The organism is Gemella haemolysans (assembly GCF_901873445.1).
GTDB classification, from domain to species: Bacteria; Bacillota; Bacilli; order Staphylococcales; family Gemellaceae; genus Gemella; species Gemella haemolysans_C.
On sequence record NZ_CABFLN010000042.1, the window covers coordinates 64,306 to 83,616 of the forward strand.

A 19,311-nucleotide genomic window follows, 5' to 3' on the forward strand; every position below is an offset into this window, starting at 1 on the left:
AAAGTATCTATAATTACAGATGATTCATTACTTTTTAAGTAGCTTGACATATGAATTAAATCACTCATAAATTTTATAGATAACACAGATTTAGTTTTTAGATTGATACAGAAAATTAAGATTGTTTATATAAATTGAAAGTTAATATTAACTAATATAACTAATAAATAAAAAAACAGTGTAAAATTTTCTGACAATTACTTGACTACTATAAAATTCTCTGTTATAATTGCTAAATATAATATTAAAGAAAGGCTGTATACCGTACAGCATGGAGGATAAGATAATGGAAAAGAAAAAAATGTTAAAGGTAATTAGCTCAGCTATGGCTCTCACGATGTTGCTTGCAGGATGTTCAAGTGCAAGTAACAATAAAGCGAGCAAAGGAACAAAAGCGGCTGTTGAATTTAAGACAGCTGTGGACAATGGTGGGAATGCACTTAGTGGTCAACAATTAAAAATTGGTATAACTTCAGCGGATCCACTAACAGGGATGTTTAACCCAGTGTTCGCTTTACAGGCAACAGATAATGATGTAATGAAGTATACAATGAATGGAGCTTTCCCACTTGACGATGCAAACCGTCTAAAACAAGATGATAAAGAATCACCAGTTATGTTCCACGTAGATCGTGAGAAAAAAGAAGTTACATTAACTATCCACAAAGATCTTAAATGGAGCAATGGAGAAGATGTTAAGGCAGATGATATCGTTGCAACTTATGAACTTATGGGGAATCCTAAGTATACAGAAAACGTTCGTTACAGTGATGAATATGAAGTAATCGAAGGTATGAAAGATTACCACGATGGAAAAGCAAAAAACATCTCTGGTGTAGTTAAAAAAGATGATAAAACTGTAGTACTTAAGTATACAGAAATTAAACCAGCATTATTGTGGGGTAATGGATTCATCGGAGAATTCTTAAACAAGGCTCAAGTAGAAGCTGCATCAAAAGACTTCACTAAATTTGCTGAAGCAGACTTAAACAAAAAACCATTATCTTATGGACCATATTATTTAGATAAAGTAGTAAATGGGGAAAGTGTATTAGCGAAAGCTAACCCTTACTTCTACAAAAAATCTGATGTGAAAATTCCAGAAGTTCAATTCAAAGTAGTATCACCAGCCCAAGCGAGTGCTGTTCTTAAGAATGGTGATGTAGACTTAATGGACAGTTTAACTACAGGTATCTGGGATGGAACTAAAGATGCGAAAAACGGAACAATCTTAGGTGAATCTGATTACTATATCTCTTATGTTGGATTTAAACTAGGTAAATTTAACAAAGAAAAAGGTGAAGTAGAAGTAGATCCAAACGCAAAAGCTGCAGATAAACGAGTACGTCAAGCATTTGGTTACGCGGTAGATTGGGATCAAATCAATGAAAAAATCTATAAAGGATTACGTTTCACACCTACAGGTTCTGGATTCTATCCACCAGTAGTCAAAATGTTCCACAACAAAGATGGTGAAAAATATACTAAGAACGTAGAAAAAGCTAAAAAACTTCTTGACGAAGCAGGTCTTAAAGATACAGATGGAGACGGATTAAGAGAAGATAAAAATGGTAAAAAACTTACATTCAACTTCGCTATCCGTAACGTAGGTCAAGACTTCGACCAAACATTAGCTGATACATTCGTTAAATCTTGGAGAGAAGTAGGATTAGATGTTAAATTAGTAGACGGTAAACTTATGGCACCTAAAGACTTCTCTCAACGTACTCAAGCGGATGATCCAGGGATCGACATCTTCCAAGGAGCTTGGGCATTAGGAAGTGATCCTAACGTAGAATCATTAGTAGGAAAAACAACGCCACTTAACTTACAACGTTATACAACTGAAGAACTACAAAAATCATTAGATGCAATGGGAAGTAGTGATATGTTTGATGATGCTAAACTTAAAGAAGCATATCAAAAATTTGATAAACAATTCAGAGAAGAAGCTGCATGGTTACCATTCAGCTGGCAACAATCAATGACATGGGTTAACAAACGTGTTAAATCATTCGACTTGGCGAAACTAAAAACGGGTGAACAAAAAGTTTACGGTTTAGAGTTAACTGCTGATGCACCAGCAAAAAATTAATTTAGTTTAGGATTGAGATTTAGCTAAGGACACTTAGTTGAATTTCCCCCTAATAAACTTATATTTCATTTTATTTTCAATTAATTTTTAGGGGGCGTGTGGCGCCCCCACATTGAAAATAGATATATGAACGAAAATAGATATATGAACAAATAATAAGAATATAATAAAGTTAAAGACAATTATAAAGCAGAGTGTAGTTTTATGTAAGATAGAAATTATGCTCTGTTTTTTATTTTTTAAAATTCTGAATCTAAATTTGAGGACTAATCTAAAGTGAAAATCTAAACTAAGTGGAATAGAAAATTTAACAAGAAGTGAAATTTAATAAAAGATTTTCGTTATTTTTATACCGTTTTCTGAAAATTATCTTGATTTATCTTTCAAATGATGTTAGAATTATTCCATAAATAATTGAAAATAAATTTTTACATATTATGGAGGAAATAAAATGAAAAAGAATAAGTTTCTAAAAGTATTTAGTTCAGCGATGGCTCTTTCAGTAATTTTAGCTGGATGTTCAACATCAAGCAATTCTGGAAGCAAAAACGCTCCTAAAGCAAAAGTAGAATTTAAAACAAGTTTTGATAACGGTGGTTCAGCTGTAGATGGTGCTACATTAAAATATGGGATCTTATCAGCTCAACCATTAACAGGTCTTTGGAACCCTGTGTTCTCAGATAAAGCTGAAGATCAATACGTAAACCAAGCTGTTATGGGTGGAACATTCCCTAGTGATGAAGAAGGACGTGTCGTTCAAGATGATGCCAATGCAGCGGTTAAATTTCACTTAGACCGTGAGAAAAAAGAAGTTACATTAACAATTCACGATGGAGTTAAATGGAATAATGGTGAAGTCTTAACAACAAAAGACATCGTAGCCACATACGAACTTATGGGTAATCCTAAATTTACTACAAACACTCGTTACAACGAATCATTTGAATTTATTGAAGGAATGAAAGAATTCCACGAAGGTAAAGCGAAAAATATCTCAGGTCTTCAAGTTAAAGATGATAAAACAGTAGTAGTTAAGTACACTGAAGTACGTCCGTCATTATTATGGGGTGAAGGTTTTATAGATAGCTTCTTAAATGCTAAACAAGTAGAAGAAGCTTCTAAAGACTTCGCTAAATTTGCTGAAGCAGACTTAAATAAAAAACCATTATCATATGGTCCTTACTACATTACTAAAGTAGTAAACGGAGAAAGTGTTCTTGCAGAACAAAACCCTCACTACTACAACAAAGATAAAATGAAACTTAAAAAAATTGAGTTTAAAACAGTAGCTCCAGCTCAAGCTAGTCAATTAATTAAAAGTGGAGAAATAGACTATTTTGATAATGTAATGCCAAGTGTTTATGAAGGAGCAAAAGATGTTAAGAACGGAACATTCTTAGGTGATACTTCTCGTTATATGTCATATGTTGGATTCAAATTAGGTAAATTCGACAAAGCTAAGGGAGAAAACGTAGTTGATCCTAACTCTAAATTAGCAGACAAAAACTTACGTCAAGCATTCCTATATGCAGTTGACCGTGATCAAATCAACGAAAAAATCTTCAAAGGATTACGTTTCACACCAACAGGATCTGGTATGTACCCAGCAGCGGTAGGTAAATTAGTAAATGAAAATGCGACTGCAGTTAAAAAAGATGTAGAAAAAGCTAAAAAATTATTAGATGATGCAGGATACAAAGATAAAGATGGAGATGGATTACGTGAAGACAAAAATGGAAACAAACTTTCATTCAACTTCGCTATCCGTAACACAGGTGAAGACTATGACCAAGCATTAGCTGACGTATTCGTTAAATCATGGAAAGAAGTAGGATTAGATGTTAAATTAGCAGATGGGAAACTTATGTCTCGAAAAGACTTCTCTCAACGTGTACAAGCAGACGATCCATCAATCGATATCTTCCAAGGTGCATGGCAATATGGAACAAACCCTAACCGTCAAGAGTTACTAGGTAAAAAAGCTCCATTAAACTTATACCGTTACACTACTGAAGCATTTGAGAACAGCTTCAAAGCTCAAGGATCAGCAGATATGTTTGACGATGCTAAATTAAAAGCAGCTTACAACAAATTTGATGGTGAAGTAGCTGAAGAATTACCATTCTTCCCATTAAGCTGGGATACAAGTATCTCATTCTTCAACAAACGTGTTAAAGCTTACGACTTAGATAAAGTTAAGAAAAACCAATTCAAACTTTACGAACTTGAGTTAACAGCTAACGAAGGTGCTAAATAATAGAAATTAACTTACGACATAGATGACTTCGGTTGTCTATGTCATTTTTTAGAATATTAGTATTTCCTAGGAAATATTTAGAATAATTTGGAAATTGTTAGATATCCTATGTAGTAGCTAACAGTTGAATTTTTTATAAATAACGTATAAAATTATAAAAGTATACTGTGTTTATTACTACAATAATAAATACTTTTAGAATTTTAAATTCATAAAAATTTATAGGAAAGGTGTATTAATGAGAAAATTTATTTCAGAGTTATTATTAATAATTGTTACGATTATTTGGGGTTTGGCTTTTATTTGGCAAAATATAGCAAGTAAAGTTCTAGGACCGTTAACAGTTGTAGGGATAAGATCGGTAATCGCAGTAGTATTTCTTATTGTTGTAGCATTGCTAGTGCCGAGTTTGTATAAGAGTCAAGATCCTAAAATTTTGGATGAGCCTATAACAAAAAATAAAAGTTGGATACTTGGTGGTATCTGTGGAATAGTATTATTTTTCGCAATGTATATTTCGCAAATAGGTATTGGAATGACAACAGCAGGTAAAGCTGGATTTATTACAGTATTGTACATTTGTATAGTACCATTTATCGGGGTGTTTTTAGGGAATAAACTTAATAAATTCTTTATTATAGGATTAATTTTATCGGTAATTGGTTTTTATTTCTTATCAGTAAAAGAAGAATTTGCTTTAGAGATGGGAGATGTTATTGTCCTAATCAGTGCGGTTCTATTCGGGATTCATATAATAGTTATTGATTATTCAGCAGCTAGAGTTAATTCGATGTTCTTATCTATCGTTCAATTAGTCGTAGTATCTGTGTTAAGCTTAGTTTTAGCTATTTTCAAGGAAACGATTGTCTTTGCGGATATAATGAGCGTTATTTGGCCATTACTTGCGATAGGTGTACTTTCAAGTGGAGTAGGTTATACTTTACAGATTGTAGGTCAAAAAGACGTTCCGCCACACACAGCGTCTCTAATATTAAGTTTAGAGTCTGTTGTAGCAGCAATAGGTGGAGTGCTTATCCTTGGTGAACATATTGGGATAAGAGAAGGAATCGGTATGTTTATTGTATTTGTAGGGATTATCGTTTCTCAATTGCCCGATAAGAAGAAAGATAAATAGTATATAATGAAAAGTATTAGGGAGCGACTCGAAAATTGTGATTTTATCGAGTCCCCTTTTTTATGAGGTTAATGATGAAAAAAATATTAAAAATAGTTGTTAGTTTAGTGTTAGTAGCAGCTTTAGGTTTTGCAGGATTAGTTGGCTATTTATGGGCGACAGAATATAGTCCTAATGGAGTGGAGAGCCTGCAGGTCACTAAGCAAGGTAACTCAGAAATAGCAAAAGTAGGAACAGAATATAGTGCCCTTAACTGGAATATAGGTTATGCTGGGCTTGATAAAGATGAAGATTTCTTTATGGATGGTGGAAAGATGGTGTTACCTCTTGATAAAGCCCATGTAGAAGAAAATTTAAAAAATATTACTGAAATAGTTAAAAATGAGAAAGCTAATGTCAACTTTATTCAAGAAATTGATGAAGATTCAAAACGTAGTTATAATATAAATCAAGTTACTGCACTTGATGAAGCACTTGGTCTAAATAGTATTTTAGCTTATAATTTCAAGGTTAGATATATTCCGTACCCATTACCACCACTAGGAAAGGTGAAAAGTGGTATATATACTGCGACTGATTTTAAAATAGAAAATGCAAGAAGATTCCAAATGGCAATTCCATTTACTTTCCCTGAGAGACTAGCTAATTTAAAACGTGGATTTTCTGTTATTTATACAAAAGTAGAAAATAGTGATAAACATTTAGTGTTAATCAATGCGCATCTTGATGCTTATGATAAAGGTAATTCTGGTAAAAAAGCTCAGATGAAGCAACTTCTTGAATTTATCGATTATGAGTATAAAAAAGGAAATTATGTATTGGTTGGAGCAGATTTTAATCAGTCATTAAAAACATTAACGCAAGATGAGATTAACGTTGTTCCAAAAGAATTGTGGCGTGCTGAGAATTTAGATAAGAGTTTATTGCCGGCAGGATTTAAGTTAGTTTATGATGAAAGTAAGAATTCTGCGAGACTTAACAATAAACCTTATGTGAAAGATAGTGAAGGGACATATGGTTTCATTATTGATGGGTATATCGCAAGTGATAATATAGAAGTGCTTGGTGTAGAAACGCTAAATCAAGAGTATAGATATAGTGATCATAATCCGGTAAAACTAAGATATAAACTTAAATAGAATAAAAGAAGCGGCTCGGAGATAGAATTCTAACGAGTTGCTTTTTTGTTAAGTATTATTCGATAACCTACTGTTTTAATGTAGCTTTAGACGCTTACAATTCTTTTGCTGTGCAAAAGGACTTTCCGGCTAAAATCAAAGCCTGTAGTCTTTGATTTTCTAAATGAAACTGCAGCTACTATAAACAGTAGGTGAAATTAATTATATTATATAGTTAAAAGGATCTTTGAAACTATAAAGAACAGACGAATATATAGTTATTTCTTTTTAACAAAGTACTTATTCTTTTGATTGTGGTACGAGATGTCTATAACCAACATTTTTTTAACAATGAAAAATCCCACAAACCTAAGTTTGTGGGATAATTTTTTATGCTTTTTGTTCTTCGTCTTTTTTGAAGAATATTCTATTTAATCTATCAACAATTGCTGATAAAGCTCCATCTCCAGAGATGTTACATGCAGTTCCAAAGCTATCTTGAGTGATGTATAATGCAATCATTAGAGATAACATGATTTCATTGAATCCAAGAACTGATTGCAATAATCCAAGAGCAGCCATAACTGCACCACCTGGAACTCCAGGGGCAGCTACCATTGTTACTCCAAGAAGAAGAATGAATTTAACCATTACTGCAGCTGATGGGAATGCAGCACCGTGTTGTAACCAGAATACTGCAGATGCACATGTAGTTAATGTAATTGTACTTCCTGATAAGTGGATAGTAGCAAATAATGGAATTGTGAAGTTCGCGATGTTTTTATCAACACCCATTTTTTTAGTACTTCTTAGTGTTACTGGGATAGTAGCAGCTGAAGATTGAGTACCAATCGCTGTCATGTAAGCAGGTAAGATGTTAACAAGCATCTTGAATGGATTTTTCTTGTTAATTGTACCTGCAAAAGTATATTGAGCAAGGATAATAATGAAGTGTAAGATAATAATTAGAACGAATACCATAGCGAAGATTTTTAAGATTTTAAATACTTCACCAGAAGCGGTAATGTTCATGAATACACCTAGGATGTAGAAAGGAAGAAGTGGAATAATTACTGTAGCAAGTAATTTTTCGATGATTTCTCCGAAGTCTGCGAATCCTTGTTTTAATCCTTCTGATTGTGTTGCAGAAATCCCGATTCCTAAGATGAATGAGATAATTAATGCAGTAGTAACATCAAAAATTGGAGTCATTTTAAACTCGATAAATGGTTTTAACATTAAGTCCTCTGGATTTTTGAATGTTTGTAATGTGGCATTAGCTAAAATGTTTGGTAATACAGCTTTAGCTGTTAGGAATGCAAATGTTCCTGCGATAATAGTAGAAATATATGCAACTCCTGTTGATAATCCAAGTAATTTTCCAGCGTTGTTAGATACTTGGCTAATACCTGGTACGATAAATCCAACGATAATAAGTGGAATTGTGAATCCTAAGAATGAGCTGAAAATTGATGAGAATGTAACGAAAACTCTAATAATTGGCGTTGATAGAGTGCTTCCTAAAACTATCCCTAATGTTACAGCTATAATAAGTTTTGCTATTAATGGAATTCTTTTATATAAACTCATTGTCCAATCTCCTTTTTTTATTTATTGTATTTTTTAAAAAGACATGTGTACATTATACAAGAAAAATATTTGTTTGTAAAGGGGTTGAAGCATATTTTTCGAATTGTTTGAAAATTTTATTCTTTTATATAGAAGAAATTCCTAATAAAAAAAGCTTAAAACCCCAAATTATTATTGAGATTTTAAGCTTTCTGCAGTTATTAGATTAATTTGAATACATCGTTTAAGTTCTCAGCCATTGTTGGGTGAGTGAAGATTTGATCTCTGATGTAAGTGTAAGGAATTTTGTTATCAATTGCCATTTTAATTAGGTTGATAATTTCTTCTGAGTTTTTACCGAATAGAGTAGCTCCAAGAATTAAGTTAGTGTCTTTGTCTACAGTTACACGGAATAATCCACGTGGGTCCTGGTTAACAGCTCCTCTTGGCATGTTAGCTACTGGTAATGATGCTACTGCAACGTTAGGGTAAGTTACTTCAGCTTCTTCTTTGTGTAATCCAACGTGAGATAGTGCTGGAGAGATGAATGTTGAGTAAGGTACGTTTTTACGGTCAGCAGTTGTGTATTCTTTGTTACCATGTAAGTATCCGTTAACTACTCTGAAGTCGTCTAATGATACATAAGTGAATTGTAATCCACCGTTAACATCACCAACTGCGAATACATTTTCTACAGCTGTTTGACAGAATTCGTCAACTACGATTGTTCCGTTAGGACGTAATTCGATGTCAGTGTTTTCTAATCCTAATCCTTCAGTGTTAGCACGACGTCCAGTTGCGTGTAATACTGCTTCGAATTCTAGTGGACCGTATTTTTCTGTATCAACAACTACAAGTTCTCCGTTGTTGCGGATTTCTTTTGTTGCAGTTCCTAATTTGAACTCAATTCCTGCTTCTTCTAAGTATCCTTGAGCAAGTTCAGCGATATCTTTGTCTTCTCTTCCTAAGATTCCAGGAGCGAAGTCGATTACTGTAACTTTAACTCCAAGACGAGCATAAAGGTTAGCGAATTCTAATCCGATGTTACCTCCACCGATAATTCCTAAAGTTTTAGGAGCTTTTTCTAATTTTTGGAATTCAGTGCTATCGTAAACATTTTTAGATGTTGTTAAACCTGGAATTGGTAATACATTGTTTTTAGCTCCAGTATTAATTACTACGATTTCACCTTCAAGTTGTTTAGTTTCTCCGTTAGCAGAAATTTCTACTACTTTGTTAGAAACGAATTTAGCGTGAGCTGTGTAAACATCAACGTTTGGACTGCTGTCTAGCATAGCGAAGTTTTTAGCGTTAAGTTTAGATACAACAGCATCCCTTGTAGCTTTAGCTTCTGCGAAATCTTTTTTGTTGTCAGCAGCTACGATTAAAGTTTTAGTTGGAATACATCCGATATTGATACAAGTACCACCGTACATTGCGCTACTTTCTTCAACTACTGCTACTTTTTTTCCTTCTTTAGCAAATGTTGCTGCTAAAGTTTTTCCGGCTTTACCGAATCCTACTACTAATAAATCATATTTAACCATAATTTGATTCCTCTTTTATTTTAAATTTTATTGTTTATTGTTTATATTTGTATAATAAATATAAATGAAAACTCTTTAGTTCATATTTTACTCCTAGTTTTTTAAAATTTCAAGTACTTTGCCTACAAAAGTAGACGATTTTTTAAAAAATTTTTTTGAGAAGATGAATTACGCTTTAAATCGTTATAATATCAACGTTTTCAGGAAAATATTTTTTGATATTGTTTTGATATTGCTTCTCAATATGGTATAATATCTTTTGTACAAATATGAAATTTTATGGAGGAATATAATGACATTACCTAATTGTCCAGAATGTAAAAGTGAATATACTTATGAAGATGGAAATATGCTAGTATGTCCAATGTGTGCTCATGAATGGTCACCAGAAGATACTAGTGGAGTAGAAGAGGAAAAAGTTTATCGTGATGCTAATGGAAATGTACTTCAAGATGGAGATACAGTTTCTGTAATTAAAGATTTAAAAGTTAAAGGTAGTTCTTCTACATTAAAACAAGGAACTCGCGTTAAAAATATTAGATTAGTTGATGGAGACCACAACATCGATTGTAAAATTGACGGTTTCGGTGCTATGAAACTAAAATCTGAATTTGTAAAAAAAATATAATTAAACAAAGAGCTGACTCAATAGTAACTTCAATGGAATCATTAAGAGTTCAGCTCTTTTAATTTTTATATAGGGATTTAGTTATCTAATACTACTGTTTTTAATGTAGCTTAGGACACTTCCAAATTTTTTCTTTGAAAAGTTGGTTGAAGACGTCTCGCACCACAATCAAAAGAACAAATGTTAAAAAAATATACAATGAGTAGATTAAAACAAACAGTCTGTAAACCATAGTGATTTACAGACTTATTATTTATCTTTTTATTAATTTCAATATTTTTCTTCTTAATGGTAATCCGTAGTTGTACATTAGATTGAATGTGTGAGAGATTACTAAATCGAATTCTCCATAATATTCAACAATATTAGGAGTAAAATTAGATTTGAATGCTAGAAGGCTGTCGCTTAAATCACCTTCGATACCCCCCATAGAAGCAGTAGTGCATCCTAGTTCTTTCATTTTTAACATGCTGTCAACATATGTTTTATATTGTGCAGGAATTTTAGAAAATTTATCGTTCATTCCTGCATATAGCATCTCGGCATTTTTTCCATAGGCGATAGAAATAACTCCACAAAGTATTTCTTCTTGTGTACTATTGAAACTTTCGAAGAATTCAATAAGTTTTTTTGTAGAATTAAATTGATCTTCTAAAGTTTTTCTTTTTTTATGCATATTTTCGCCAAGTTTAAGTATTTCTTGCTCTAGAGTTTCTTTTTTCTCTCTAGTCTTAGCTAATGCATTAGCAATATCAAGATACGCTATATAAACAAGTGCACGTTCTTTGTATAATTTCATAAGTTTTTTAAAATAATCTCTGTTTCGTAAAGAAATATTTTTTCTATTTTCAGTACATTCTAAAACAAACATTAAGTCATCTAACTTATCTATTTCAACTTGTCTAACTTCTACAAAACGCTTATCTACATCTTTTAATAGACGTTTAGTGTGTTTAGGGAGTTTCTCAGGGAAATCTTCTAACATTGTTACAGCGTTAAAACGAGGTTGAATAGTATCACTCATTTTCATAGTTAAACCACGATGAGAGAATTTGTTCGATTTAAAGGAATTTAATATATTTTTATCTACTAGATTTTCTGATTCTTTATTAAATTCTTCTAGTCTTTCATTATTTAGTGGTTTAGGTATATCTATTTTTACAAGTTTAGCTTTATTTTTTCTAGCATATTTAGCTAGATTTTCTAAGAAATAGTTAAGTAATTCTATATTGTTATAGTCTAATAGTGGACCTCTAGGTAGATACCACATACCTTTTCTTATAAGTATTTGTGCAGTCGCTAATAGGTTGTCGTTATCGTCCACAACTCCAACACGTTTAAAATTCCAATTATCTTTTATTTGAGTCCATTCAGGAGATTGAAAAATGGTACAGTAGTCATTTTGTAAGATAAAATCTGTATATTGATTAATATCTATATTATCAATGAATTTCATTTTTACATCCTTTCTTTGTCACATAGGTTCTATATATGTTTTATACTACTACTAGATTATACAATATAACTGTAGAAAAAGAAACACATAAATAAAGCAGCATGTAAAAGAGAAAATATGGTTAAACTAATAATAGAGCTATTTACAATCGCATACAAAACTTATATAATTAATGTATAAAATAATTTAAAGGAAGTAATTACGATGAACATGAATACATTGTACATCATGCTTGGATTTATATTTGTCTACGCGATGATTGCTAACGCAAGAGACAAGATAAAAAAGCGTGATGAAAAGAGTAAAGAAGCATTTGAAAGATTACAAAGTGCGTCTTATAAAAAAGAATTAGAAAAGGTTATAAACTTAAGTCAAGATGATGCATTTAACATTGCAGCATTAAGAAAAGCATACTTTTTAAATGGAAAAGATGCAAAAAAACTAATAGAAATTTTTAAAAAAAATAGATAGGAAAAAAGAAACTCAACAAATCGATTTTTATGAATTGAACTGTTGGGTTTCTTGTATTTACTGATTATTTTCCTTCGATTGTAATTATCCATACTTCACTACGAGCTGTAGTTTTGAAAGGTGGTCCCCAGAAACCATAACCCGCAGAAGTGAAGAAATGTTTACCATTAATCTTTGCATAGCCATGATCTAGGGTATAAACTATATCGGTGATGAAGTTTAACGGCCATAGTTGTCCACGGTGAGTATGACCAGAGAGTTGAACATCTATAGGCAATGTAGAGTGATAATCGACAGCATCTGGCTGATGATCAACAAGTACGATAGTCTTATTTAAATCAACACTCTTAAGAAGTTCAGCAGTATCAAGTCTATCACGACTGACACTTTTATCTTTACGACCTACTAATGTAATATCGTTATTAAGTGTGATATTTTCATCAAATAATGGTATTATACCAGTTTTTTTAACTTCATCAACTATTTCTAGTGCATCACGGTCGTGATTCCCCATAGTAGTATAAACACCTAGAGGAGCTTTTAACTTGTTAAGATTTTCTTGCATATTGCGTTTTTTATACATAACCATATCATCGTCCATAAGGTCTCCTGCGATAACTACAGCATCTGGCTTCTCTTCATCAACAATCTTATTCAGTTTCTCAAGTTGAGGATTTGAGAAAAATGTTCCAAGATGAAGATCAGAGACCATAGCGATTTTAACAGGAGTATCAAGATGTTTATCTACCTTGATAGTCTTATTAATAACAGTAGGCGAGTATACCCAAAATAATCCAAGAGCAGTCATACCTAATAAATATAGAGTAGTTATACTTAAACTAATTCCTTGAGTAAGGTTTAATTTGAAGATTTTCAGTAATAACTTAGCTGCCAATAAGATAACACCTATGACAGCACCATTTAAGAAGTAGAAGTACCAGATGTTTCCATAATTTACCCAAGGTGCTCCCAATCTTAACATATAAGCTATAATAGAAAAGTTAGCAATGATAAATAGTGCGATACCAATAGCTAGTTTAACCTTAGGGGGAACAAAAGGTGAAATCATCCATTTTAAGCCTAGCCACATCAGAAATACGAGTATTTCATATACCGCAAATACCCCGATGAAACTAGCGATAAATTTCCAATTATTCAATATCAATTCTCCTTTAATCTATTTAATAACAAATGTATGAATATGTTGTATATTCATACATAGTGTTTTTCATTATATAATATGTAGTTTAAATTGTCATTAAATTAAGTCGGATAGGGTGATTCTTTTAAGTGTTGTAACTTCTTAATCTTAAAAGTTATTGGTGTTATTGCTGCTGAATGATGTTGAGCATAACCTTATCTATCTGTGGCATCTTTGCTCTTATCTATATGATTATTTTCAAGATAATGTCAAGAAGTTACCGTAAGATTGTACAAATGTAAAAAAAAAGATACAATAGGGCTTCTAGAATAGAAATAAAAGAATAGAATGGAGATAATATGAATTCTGAAAGTTATTTTGATGGAGGAATCCTAGGTTATATTGGTTATTCTATCTTAGGAGCAATAATTTGCGTGCTTACCTTGGGAATCGGAACACCTTGGGCGGTTTGTATGATGCAAAATTGGAAAACTAAACACACTGTGATTGATGGGAAACGTCTATACTTTGATGCTACTGGGGCACAGTTGTTCGGTAACTGGATCAAGTGGTTTCTTCTAACTATCATCACCTTTGGAATCTATGGCTTCTGGTTAGTTATCAAAATGCAGCAATGGATTGTAAAACACACCCATCACGTTTAATCATTAAATTCGGGTTTCCCCAAAAGCCCTAAAATTTAACAGAGTTCATATAAAAAATCATAGACGTAGTGGTTTATTAATTTAAAAAGATGGCTTTATAAAGTCTTTTTTGAAATCTAATAAACTGTGAGGGGGTGACTCGACAAAATCTTATTTCTTAAGAAATCATGATTTTTGAGTCGCTCCCAGTCTTTTGTTCTTAGAATAAGGAAACTGGAATTTTGTCAGTTCTCTATCTTGGAAAGGATATAAAAATCTTTTAAACTGATGGGTTTCCTTAGTGAAAGACTGTGAAATTTTTGATATAATATAAAGAATCAACTGATAGATGCTTTTTTATTTATCTAGAAAAAAGAGATATTTTTTAAAAGATTTACAGGTGGGAACTAAGGAAATTTAAATACGTATGAAATGTTTGATAGAAAATCACTCTATCCTCATCAATAGATAAACAGAAATAAATTAAATAAAAGGAGAAATAGATACCTGGAAATTATTCAACACGTGAATACCGTGAAAAATTATACGATGATCTTCATGTTAGATCGAGAGATACAGCAATTTTGATGTGTGCAATTTTTATTGCCTCTATTGGACTAAATATGAATTCAACAGCTGTTATTATAGGAGCCATGTTAATTTCACCTCTTATGACACCGATTGTTGGACTAGGATTAGGTTTAGCTATTTTTGACACTCGTTTAGTCAAGCAAGCTCTAGGGGTTTTACTTACTCAAGTATTGGTCAGTTTACTTGTATCGACTCTATATTTCTGGATTACTCCCTTATCTTATGCAAGTAGCGAGTTGATTGCACGAACTTCTCCAACGATTTGGGATGTCCTAATTGCTATTGCCGGTGGGGTTGCTGGTGTGATCGGTTCAAGGAAAAAAGAAGCAAATAATATTGTGCCAGGAGTAGCCATTGCTACAGCTTTAATGCCGCCTATCTGCACTGCCGGCTATGGTTTAGCTAATGGAAATGTACGATTTTTATTTGGAGCTCTCTATCTTTTCTTGATTAACTGTGTCTTTATAATGCTAGCCAACATTATTGGGGCAAAAATTTTAATGAGAAAATCTCCCTTAACTTCATTCAAAGAGCTAAACATTAAAATGAAAATTGGTTTGATATCTTTGATTGTATTATTGGTTGTTCCAGCCAGCTATTCGGCAGTTACCCTAACGATAGAACAAGCGCGAAAAGAAGGTGTCAAACAGTTTGTAGGAAAAGAGTTCACCAATCATACGGTTATCAATCAAGTCTACAAATCAAGGGACAATGAATTGGTCTTGACAATTGTTGGTGACCCGATTTCAGAAGAAGAATTAGAAATAATTCACCAAAAACAAGCCTCTTACGGTATTCAATCTGTTCAATTGAAAGTTAATCAAGTTCAGAATTCGACAAAATTAGATGGTGAAGCGACCAAGGAATTTTATGAGATTATTAATAAATATATCGATCAAAAACTATCTGAAAAAGATTCACAAAAAGATCTTGTAAAAGAAAATGAAACGGACAAGGGTTAAGGATATTCTATATCCTCAATCCTTGTCTTTTTAATTTGATTTTTTTAGAAACAGTAGTTAGGTCTTTTAGCATAGCTCGCCCAATAACGCTGAATAAAAGCATCCAGGAAATTAGATTTCCTAGATGCTTTTTTATCTATGTAATTATTTACCTAATTTTTCTAAGTGTTTAGCTAGGCGTTCGTTAACGAAATCCCAGTTTACAACACGGAAGAATTCTTTGATGTAGTCTGGACGACGGTTTTGGTAGTTTAGGTAGTAAGCGTGTTCCCAAACGTCTAATCCAAGGATTGGAGTAAGACCTGTTAAGTATGGAGAGTCTTGGTTAGCTGTAGAAGTAACTACTAATTTACCTTCTTTATCTAAAGCTAGCCATGCCCAACCACTACCGAATCTTGTAGCAGCTGCAGCTGAGAAACTCTTAACGAATTCTTCGTATCCACCAAGTTCAGCTTCAACTTTTTCTTTTACTAATCCAGCGAATTCAGAAGAATCTGCTTTAGTTAGAGATTTCCAGAATAGGCTGTGGTTGTGGTGTCCACCACCGTTGTTGATAACAGCTTGACGGATGTCAGCAGGTACGTTATCGATGTTTTTTAATAAACCGCAGATGCAGTTAGCTTCGAATTCTGGGTGTTTTTCTAAAGCTGCGTTTAAGTTGTTAACGTAAGCAGCGTGGTGTTTGTCGTGGTGAATTTCCATAGTTTTAGCGTCGATAACTGGTTCTAAGAAATCGAATCCATAAGGTAATTCAGGTAATTTAAATGTCATAGTAATAATCCTCCTAGGGTTTTTATAAATATATTATAATTATAAGAAAAATATTTAAAATAAACAACAAAAATGCTTACAAAAAATTTTTTTTCCGAATAAAAACTATTTTTATCGTTGTAATAACAACTAATTAAAATTATATAAAAGCTAATAAAGTTTGAAATAGAAATAAGGTATTTGCATGAATATACCATTATTTATATTTTATAATTGATAGATCTAAGTTTTATGATTTTTAATAGCTATCTATGGACTAATTCATGAAAATTTTATACAATAGTATTTGCATGAATTATTTTAATCATGATAGGAAATATATGGCTATTAGACTTTAATTTTTAATAGTTTAATAGTATAATTATAGTTGGAAAAAATTGTATAGATGAATGATTCGAATTTTAATCGAAAGGAATTTGATAATGAAAATAGGAATAGATAAAATTGGTTTTGCAATGCCAAATTATTATTTAGATATTCGTGATTTAGCCGCAGCACGTGGAATAGAACCAGATAAATTTACAAAAGGTTTATTACAACTTGAAATGAGTATTCCACCAGTATCTCAAGACATAGTAACTCTTGGGGCACAAGCTGCATATGAAATATTAGATAAAGATGATTTAGAAAAAATTAATATGATTATCGTAGGAACTGAGTCTGGAATTGACCAAAGTAAAGCTTCTGCGGTATTTATTCACGGTCTTTTAGATGTTCAGCCATTTGTGCGTGCTATTGAAGTAAAAGAAGCTTGTTATGGTGCGACGGCAGCATTAGATTTTGCGAAAAATCATGTTATGAATAATCCAGAATCAAAAGTTCTAGTTATAGCTAGTGATATAGCAAAATATGGAGTTAAATCATCTGGTGAATCGACACAAGGTGCAGGAAGCTGTGCGATGCTAGTTAGCAGCAACCCTAGAATCTTAGAACTTAACAATGATAATGTTTGTTTAACTCGTGATGTTATGGACTTCTGGCGTCCTAATTATTCACATTATGCATTTGTAGAAGGAAGATTTTCAACGGAACAATACCTTGATTGTTTAACTACTACTTGGGGAAGATTCTCAGAAAAATCAAAACAGAATCTTAATGATTTTTCTGCTGTGTGCTTACACTTACCATATCCCAAATTAGGATTAAAGGGTCTAAGTTTATTATTAGAACAAGCTGAAGAAGAGAAGAAAGAAGAATTACTTGCTCGTTTTAATGAGTCTATTTTATACAGTCAACGTGTAGGTAACATTTATACAGGATCATTATTCTTAGGATTGTTATCTTTACTTGAGAATAATACTACTTTAGAAGCTGGTAATAAGATTGCATTATATAGCTACGGAAGTGGTGCTGTTGCGGAAGTATTTAGTATGACTTTAGTTGATGGTTATAGAGAACAATTAAGAAATAATCGTTTTGACGATTTTGACAGTAGAACACGTATTTCAATTGATGAATATGAGAAAATGTTCTTTAGAGATACTACAGTTGATGAAGAAGGAAACTTAGATATTTCTGATATTCAAGATGAAAGCAGATTTGTTTTAGAAAAAATAGAAAATCACAAGAGAGTGTATAAAAAACAATTTTAATAGAGGGAACTATGGAAAAAATTTGGAGTGAATTTTATAAAAAAAATATTGAAGAACGTTTAGGAGTTATTGAAAAAGCTGATATTTTAAGTGAAGAGTATCTTGAATTTCTTAAAAATAATGAGGTTTTGGACTTTGATACGGCTAATAATATGGTAGAGAATGTAATAGGAACTTTCTCATTACCTTTTAGCGTTGTGCCAAATTTTACTGTTGATGGAAAACAGTATGTAGTACCATTTGTTACAGAGGAACCATCGGTAGTTGCAGCTTGTAGTAATGCTGGGAAGATAGTAGCGAAATCTGGTGGTTTCAAAACAGAAGTCCTTGACAGAAAAATGATTGGTCATGTTGCGTTATACGATGTAGCAGATACTACCTTAGCTGTAGAACGTATTTTTCAGAGTAAAGAACTCCTTTTAAAAACAGCTAATGAAGCATATCCATCTATTGTGGCTCGTGGCGGTGGAGCTTGTGATATTGAGGTTAAAGTTTTATCAGAAGAAGGCGTAGATTTCGTAGTAGTCTACCTTATCGTCGACACTTTAGAGGCAATGGGAGCCAATATGCTAAATACTATGCTAGAGGCCCTTAAAGTTTCGTTAGAATCATTAACTGAGGGCGTAGCTCTTATGGCGATTTTATCGAATTACGCGACACGTTCACTAGTTACAGCGAAATGTGCTATTCCATTCGAAAACTTAGGAGAAAATGGCGAGTATTTAGCTAAAAGAATCGAGCTTGCGAGTAAATTTGCAAAAGCAGATGTCTATAGAGCTGCTACCCATAACAAAGGTATCTTTAACGGAATTGATAGTGTTGTAATAGCGAGTGGTAATGACTGGCGAGCTATAGAAGCGGCATGTCAAAGTTATGCTGCAAAAGATGAGAAGTATAAAGGGTTATCTACTTGGCGTTGTGATGAAGTGTCTAAGGTGCTCGTAGGAGAAATTACGTTACCTATGCCGGTTGCTAGTGTAGGTGGATCTATCGGAATTAATCCTACTGTGAAAGTAGCGAGAGGATTATTAAACAATCTAGACGCGAAAACATTAGCGAGTATACTCGTTTCAGTAGGTTTAGCTCAAAACTTAGCAGCGCTAAAAGCGTTGGTGGGAGACGGTATTCAAAAAGGTCATATGAAGTTACATGCTAAATCTTTAGCGATTTTAGCAGGGGCTACTAATGAAAATATTGAATTAATAGTAGAAGAGTTAAGAAATGAAAAACATATGAATTTAGCTAGTGCTAAAAAAATAGTAGAGAAATATAGTAAGTAAAAGAATAGAAAGTGATTAGGATGTAAAAGTATTCTGGTCACTTTTTTAGTATTG

At 32.5% G+C, this 19,311-nt stretch carries 15 protein-coding genes; 10 read left to right on the forward strand and 5 right to left on the reverse strand.

The window, feature by feature from the left end:
* The first annotated feature begins 286 nt into the window (after positions 1-286).
* The 4 genes from JX287_RS05960 (at position 287) to JX287_RS05975 (ending at position 6,626) form a co-directional block, all read left to right on the forward strand.
* On the forward strand, positions 287-2,095 hold the full coding sequence (locus JX287_RS05960; RefSeq protein ID WP_204643576.1) for an ABC transporter substrate-binding protein: 1,809 nt from the start codon (positions 287-289) through the stop codon (positions 2,093-2,095).
* A 451-nt stretch (positions 2,096-2,546) separates the two neighbouring features.
* Positions 2,547-4,352: an ABC transporter substrate-binding protein gene (locus tag JX287_RS05965; RefSeq protein ID WP_204643578.1), complete on the forward strand. Its 1,806-nt coding sequence runs from the start codon at positions 2,547-2,549 to the stop codon at positions 4,350-4,352.
* A gap of 238 nt (positions 4,353-4,590) precedes the next feature.
* Positions 4,591-5,487 (forward strand): DMT family transporter, encoded by an 897-nt coding sequence (locus tag JX287_RS05970; RefSeq protein ID WP_204643580.1) that lies wholly within the window; start codon positions 4,591-4,593, stop codon positions 5,485-5,487.
* A gap of 74 nt (positions 5,488-5,561) precedes the next feature.
* Positions 5,562-6,626 (forward strand): endonuclease, encoded by a 1,065-nt coding sequence (locus JX287_RS05975; RefSeq protein WP_204643582.1) that lies wholly within the window; start codon positions 5,562-5,564, stop codon positions 6,624-6,626.
* 369 nt (positions 6,627-6,995) lie between these two features.
* Here the strand turns inward: JX287_RS05975 and JX287_RS05980 are convergent, their stop codons facing one another.
* Positions 6,996-8,195: a dicarboxylate/amino acid:cation symporter gene (locus tag JX287_RS05980; RefSeq protein ID WP_204643584.1), complete on the reverse strand. Its 1,200-nt coding sequence runs from the start codon at positions 8,193-8,195 to the stop codon at positions 6,996-6,998.
* 200 nt (positions 8,196-8,395) lie between these two features.
* Positions 8,396-9,721, reverse strand: coding sequence for an FAD-containing oxidoreductase (locus JX287_RS05985; protein ID WP_204643586.1), 1,326 nt, complete (start codon positions 9,719-9,721; stop codon positions 8,396-8,398).
* Positions 9,722-10,013: 292 nt separating this feature from the next.
* Between JX287_RS05985 and JX287_RS05990 the strand changes: the two genes are divergently transcribed.
* Complete coding sequence (locus tag JX287_RS05990) at positions 10,014-10,349, forward strand: zinc ribbon domain-containing protein YjdM (protein ID WP_275576621.1); 336 nt, start codon at positions 10,014-10,016, stop codon at positions 10,347-10,349.
* Between the two features lie 253 nt (positions 10,350-10,602).
* Here JX287_RS05990 and JX287_RS05995 read toward each other — a convergent pair whose 3' ends face one another.
* Positions 10,603-11,805 (reverse strand): peptidoglycan bridge formation glycyltransferase FemA/FemB family protein, encoded by a 1,203-nt coding sequence (locus tag JX287_RS05995; protein WP_204643594.1) that lies wholly within the window; start codon positions 11,803-11,805, stop codon positions 10,603-10,605.
* A 204-nt stretch (positions 11,806-12,009) separates the two neighbouring features.
* Between JX287_RS05995 and JX287_RS06000 the strand changes: the two genes are divergently transcribed.
* Entirely contained in the window at positions 12,010-12,276 is a 267-nt protein-coding gene (locus JX287_RS06000) for a hypothetical protein (RefSeq protein ID WP_204643595.1), read from the forward strand.
* 64 nt (positions 12,277-12,340) lie between these two features.
* Here the strand turns inward: JX287_RS06000 and JX287_RS06005 are convergent, their stop codons facing one another.
* Positions 12,341-13,435: a metallophosphoesterase gene (locus JX287_RS06005; protein ID WP_204643597.1), complete on the reverse strand. Its 1,095-nt coding sequence runs from the start codon at positions 13,433-13,435 to the stop codon at positions 12,341-12,343.
* 341 nt (positions 13,436-13,776) lie between these two features.
* Here JX287_RS06005 and JX287_RS06010 point away from each other — a divergent pair, with 341 nt between their 5' ends.
* Together JX287_RS06010 and JX287_RS06015 are read left to right on the forward strand one after the other, a co-directional pair.
* Entirely contained in the window at positions 13,777-14,082 is a 306-nt protein-coding gene (locus tag JX287_RS06010) for a DUF898 family protein (protein ID WP_204643599.1), read from the forward strand.
* Positions 14,083-14,564: 482 nt separating this feature from the next.
* Positions 14,565-15,614 (forward strand): DUF389 domain-containing protein, encoded by a 1,050-nt coding sequence (locus JX287_RS06015; protein WP_204643682.1) that lies wholly within the window; start codon positions 14,565-14,567, stop codon positions 15,612-15,614.
* 144 nt (positions 15,615-15,758) lie between these two features.
* Here JX287_RS06015 and JX287_RS06020 read toward each other — a convergent pair whose 3' ends face one another.
* Positions 15,759-16,385 carry a superoxide dismutase gene (locus JX287_RS06020; RefSeq protein WP_048803104.1) on the reverse strand — a complete coding sequence of 209 codons (627 nt, stop codon included), beginning with the start codon at positions 16,383-16,385 and terminating at the stop codon, positions 15,759-15,761.
* A 422-nt stretch (positions 16,386-16,807) separates the two neighbouring features.
* Between JX287_RS06020 and JX287_RS06025 the strand changes: the two genes are divergently transcribed.
* Together JX287_RS06025 and JX287_RS06030 are read left to right on the forward strand one after the other, a co-directional pair.
* Entirely contained in the window at positions 16,808-17,977 is a 1,170-nt protein-coding gene (locus JX287_RS06025; protein WP_204643601.1) for a hydroxymethylglutaryl-CoA synthase, read from the forward strand.
* An 11-nt stretch (positions 17,978-17,988) separates the two neighbouring features.
* Complete coding sequence (locus tag JX287_RS06030; protein ID WP_204643609.1) at positions 17,989-19,257, forward strand: hydroxymethylglutaryl-CoA reductase, degradative; 1,269 nt, start codon at positions 17,989-17,991, stop codon at positions 19,255-19,257.
* Positions 19,258-19,311 lie beyond the last annotated feature (54 nt).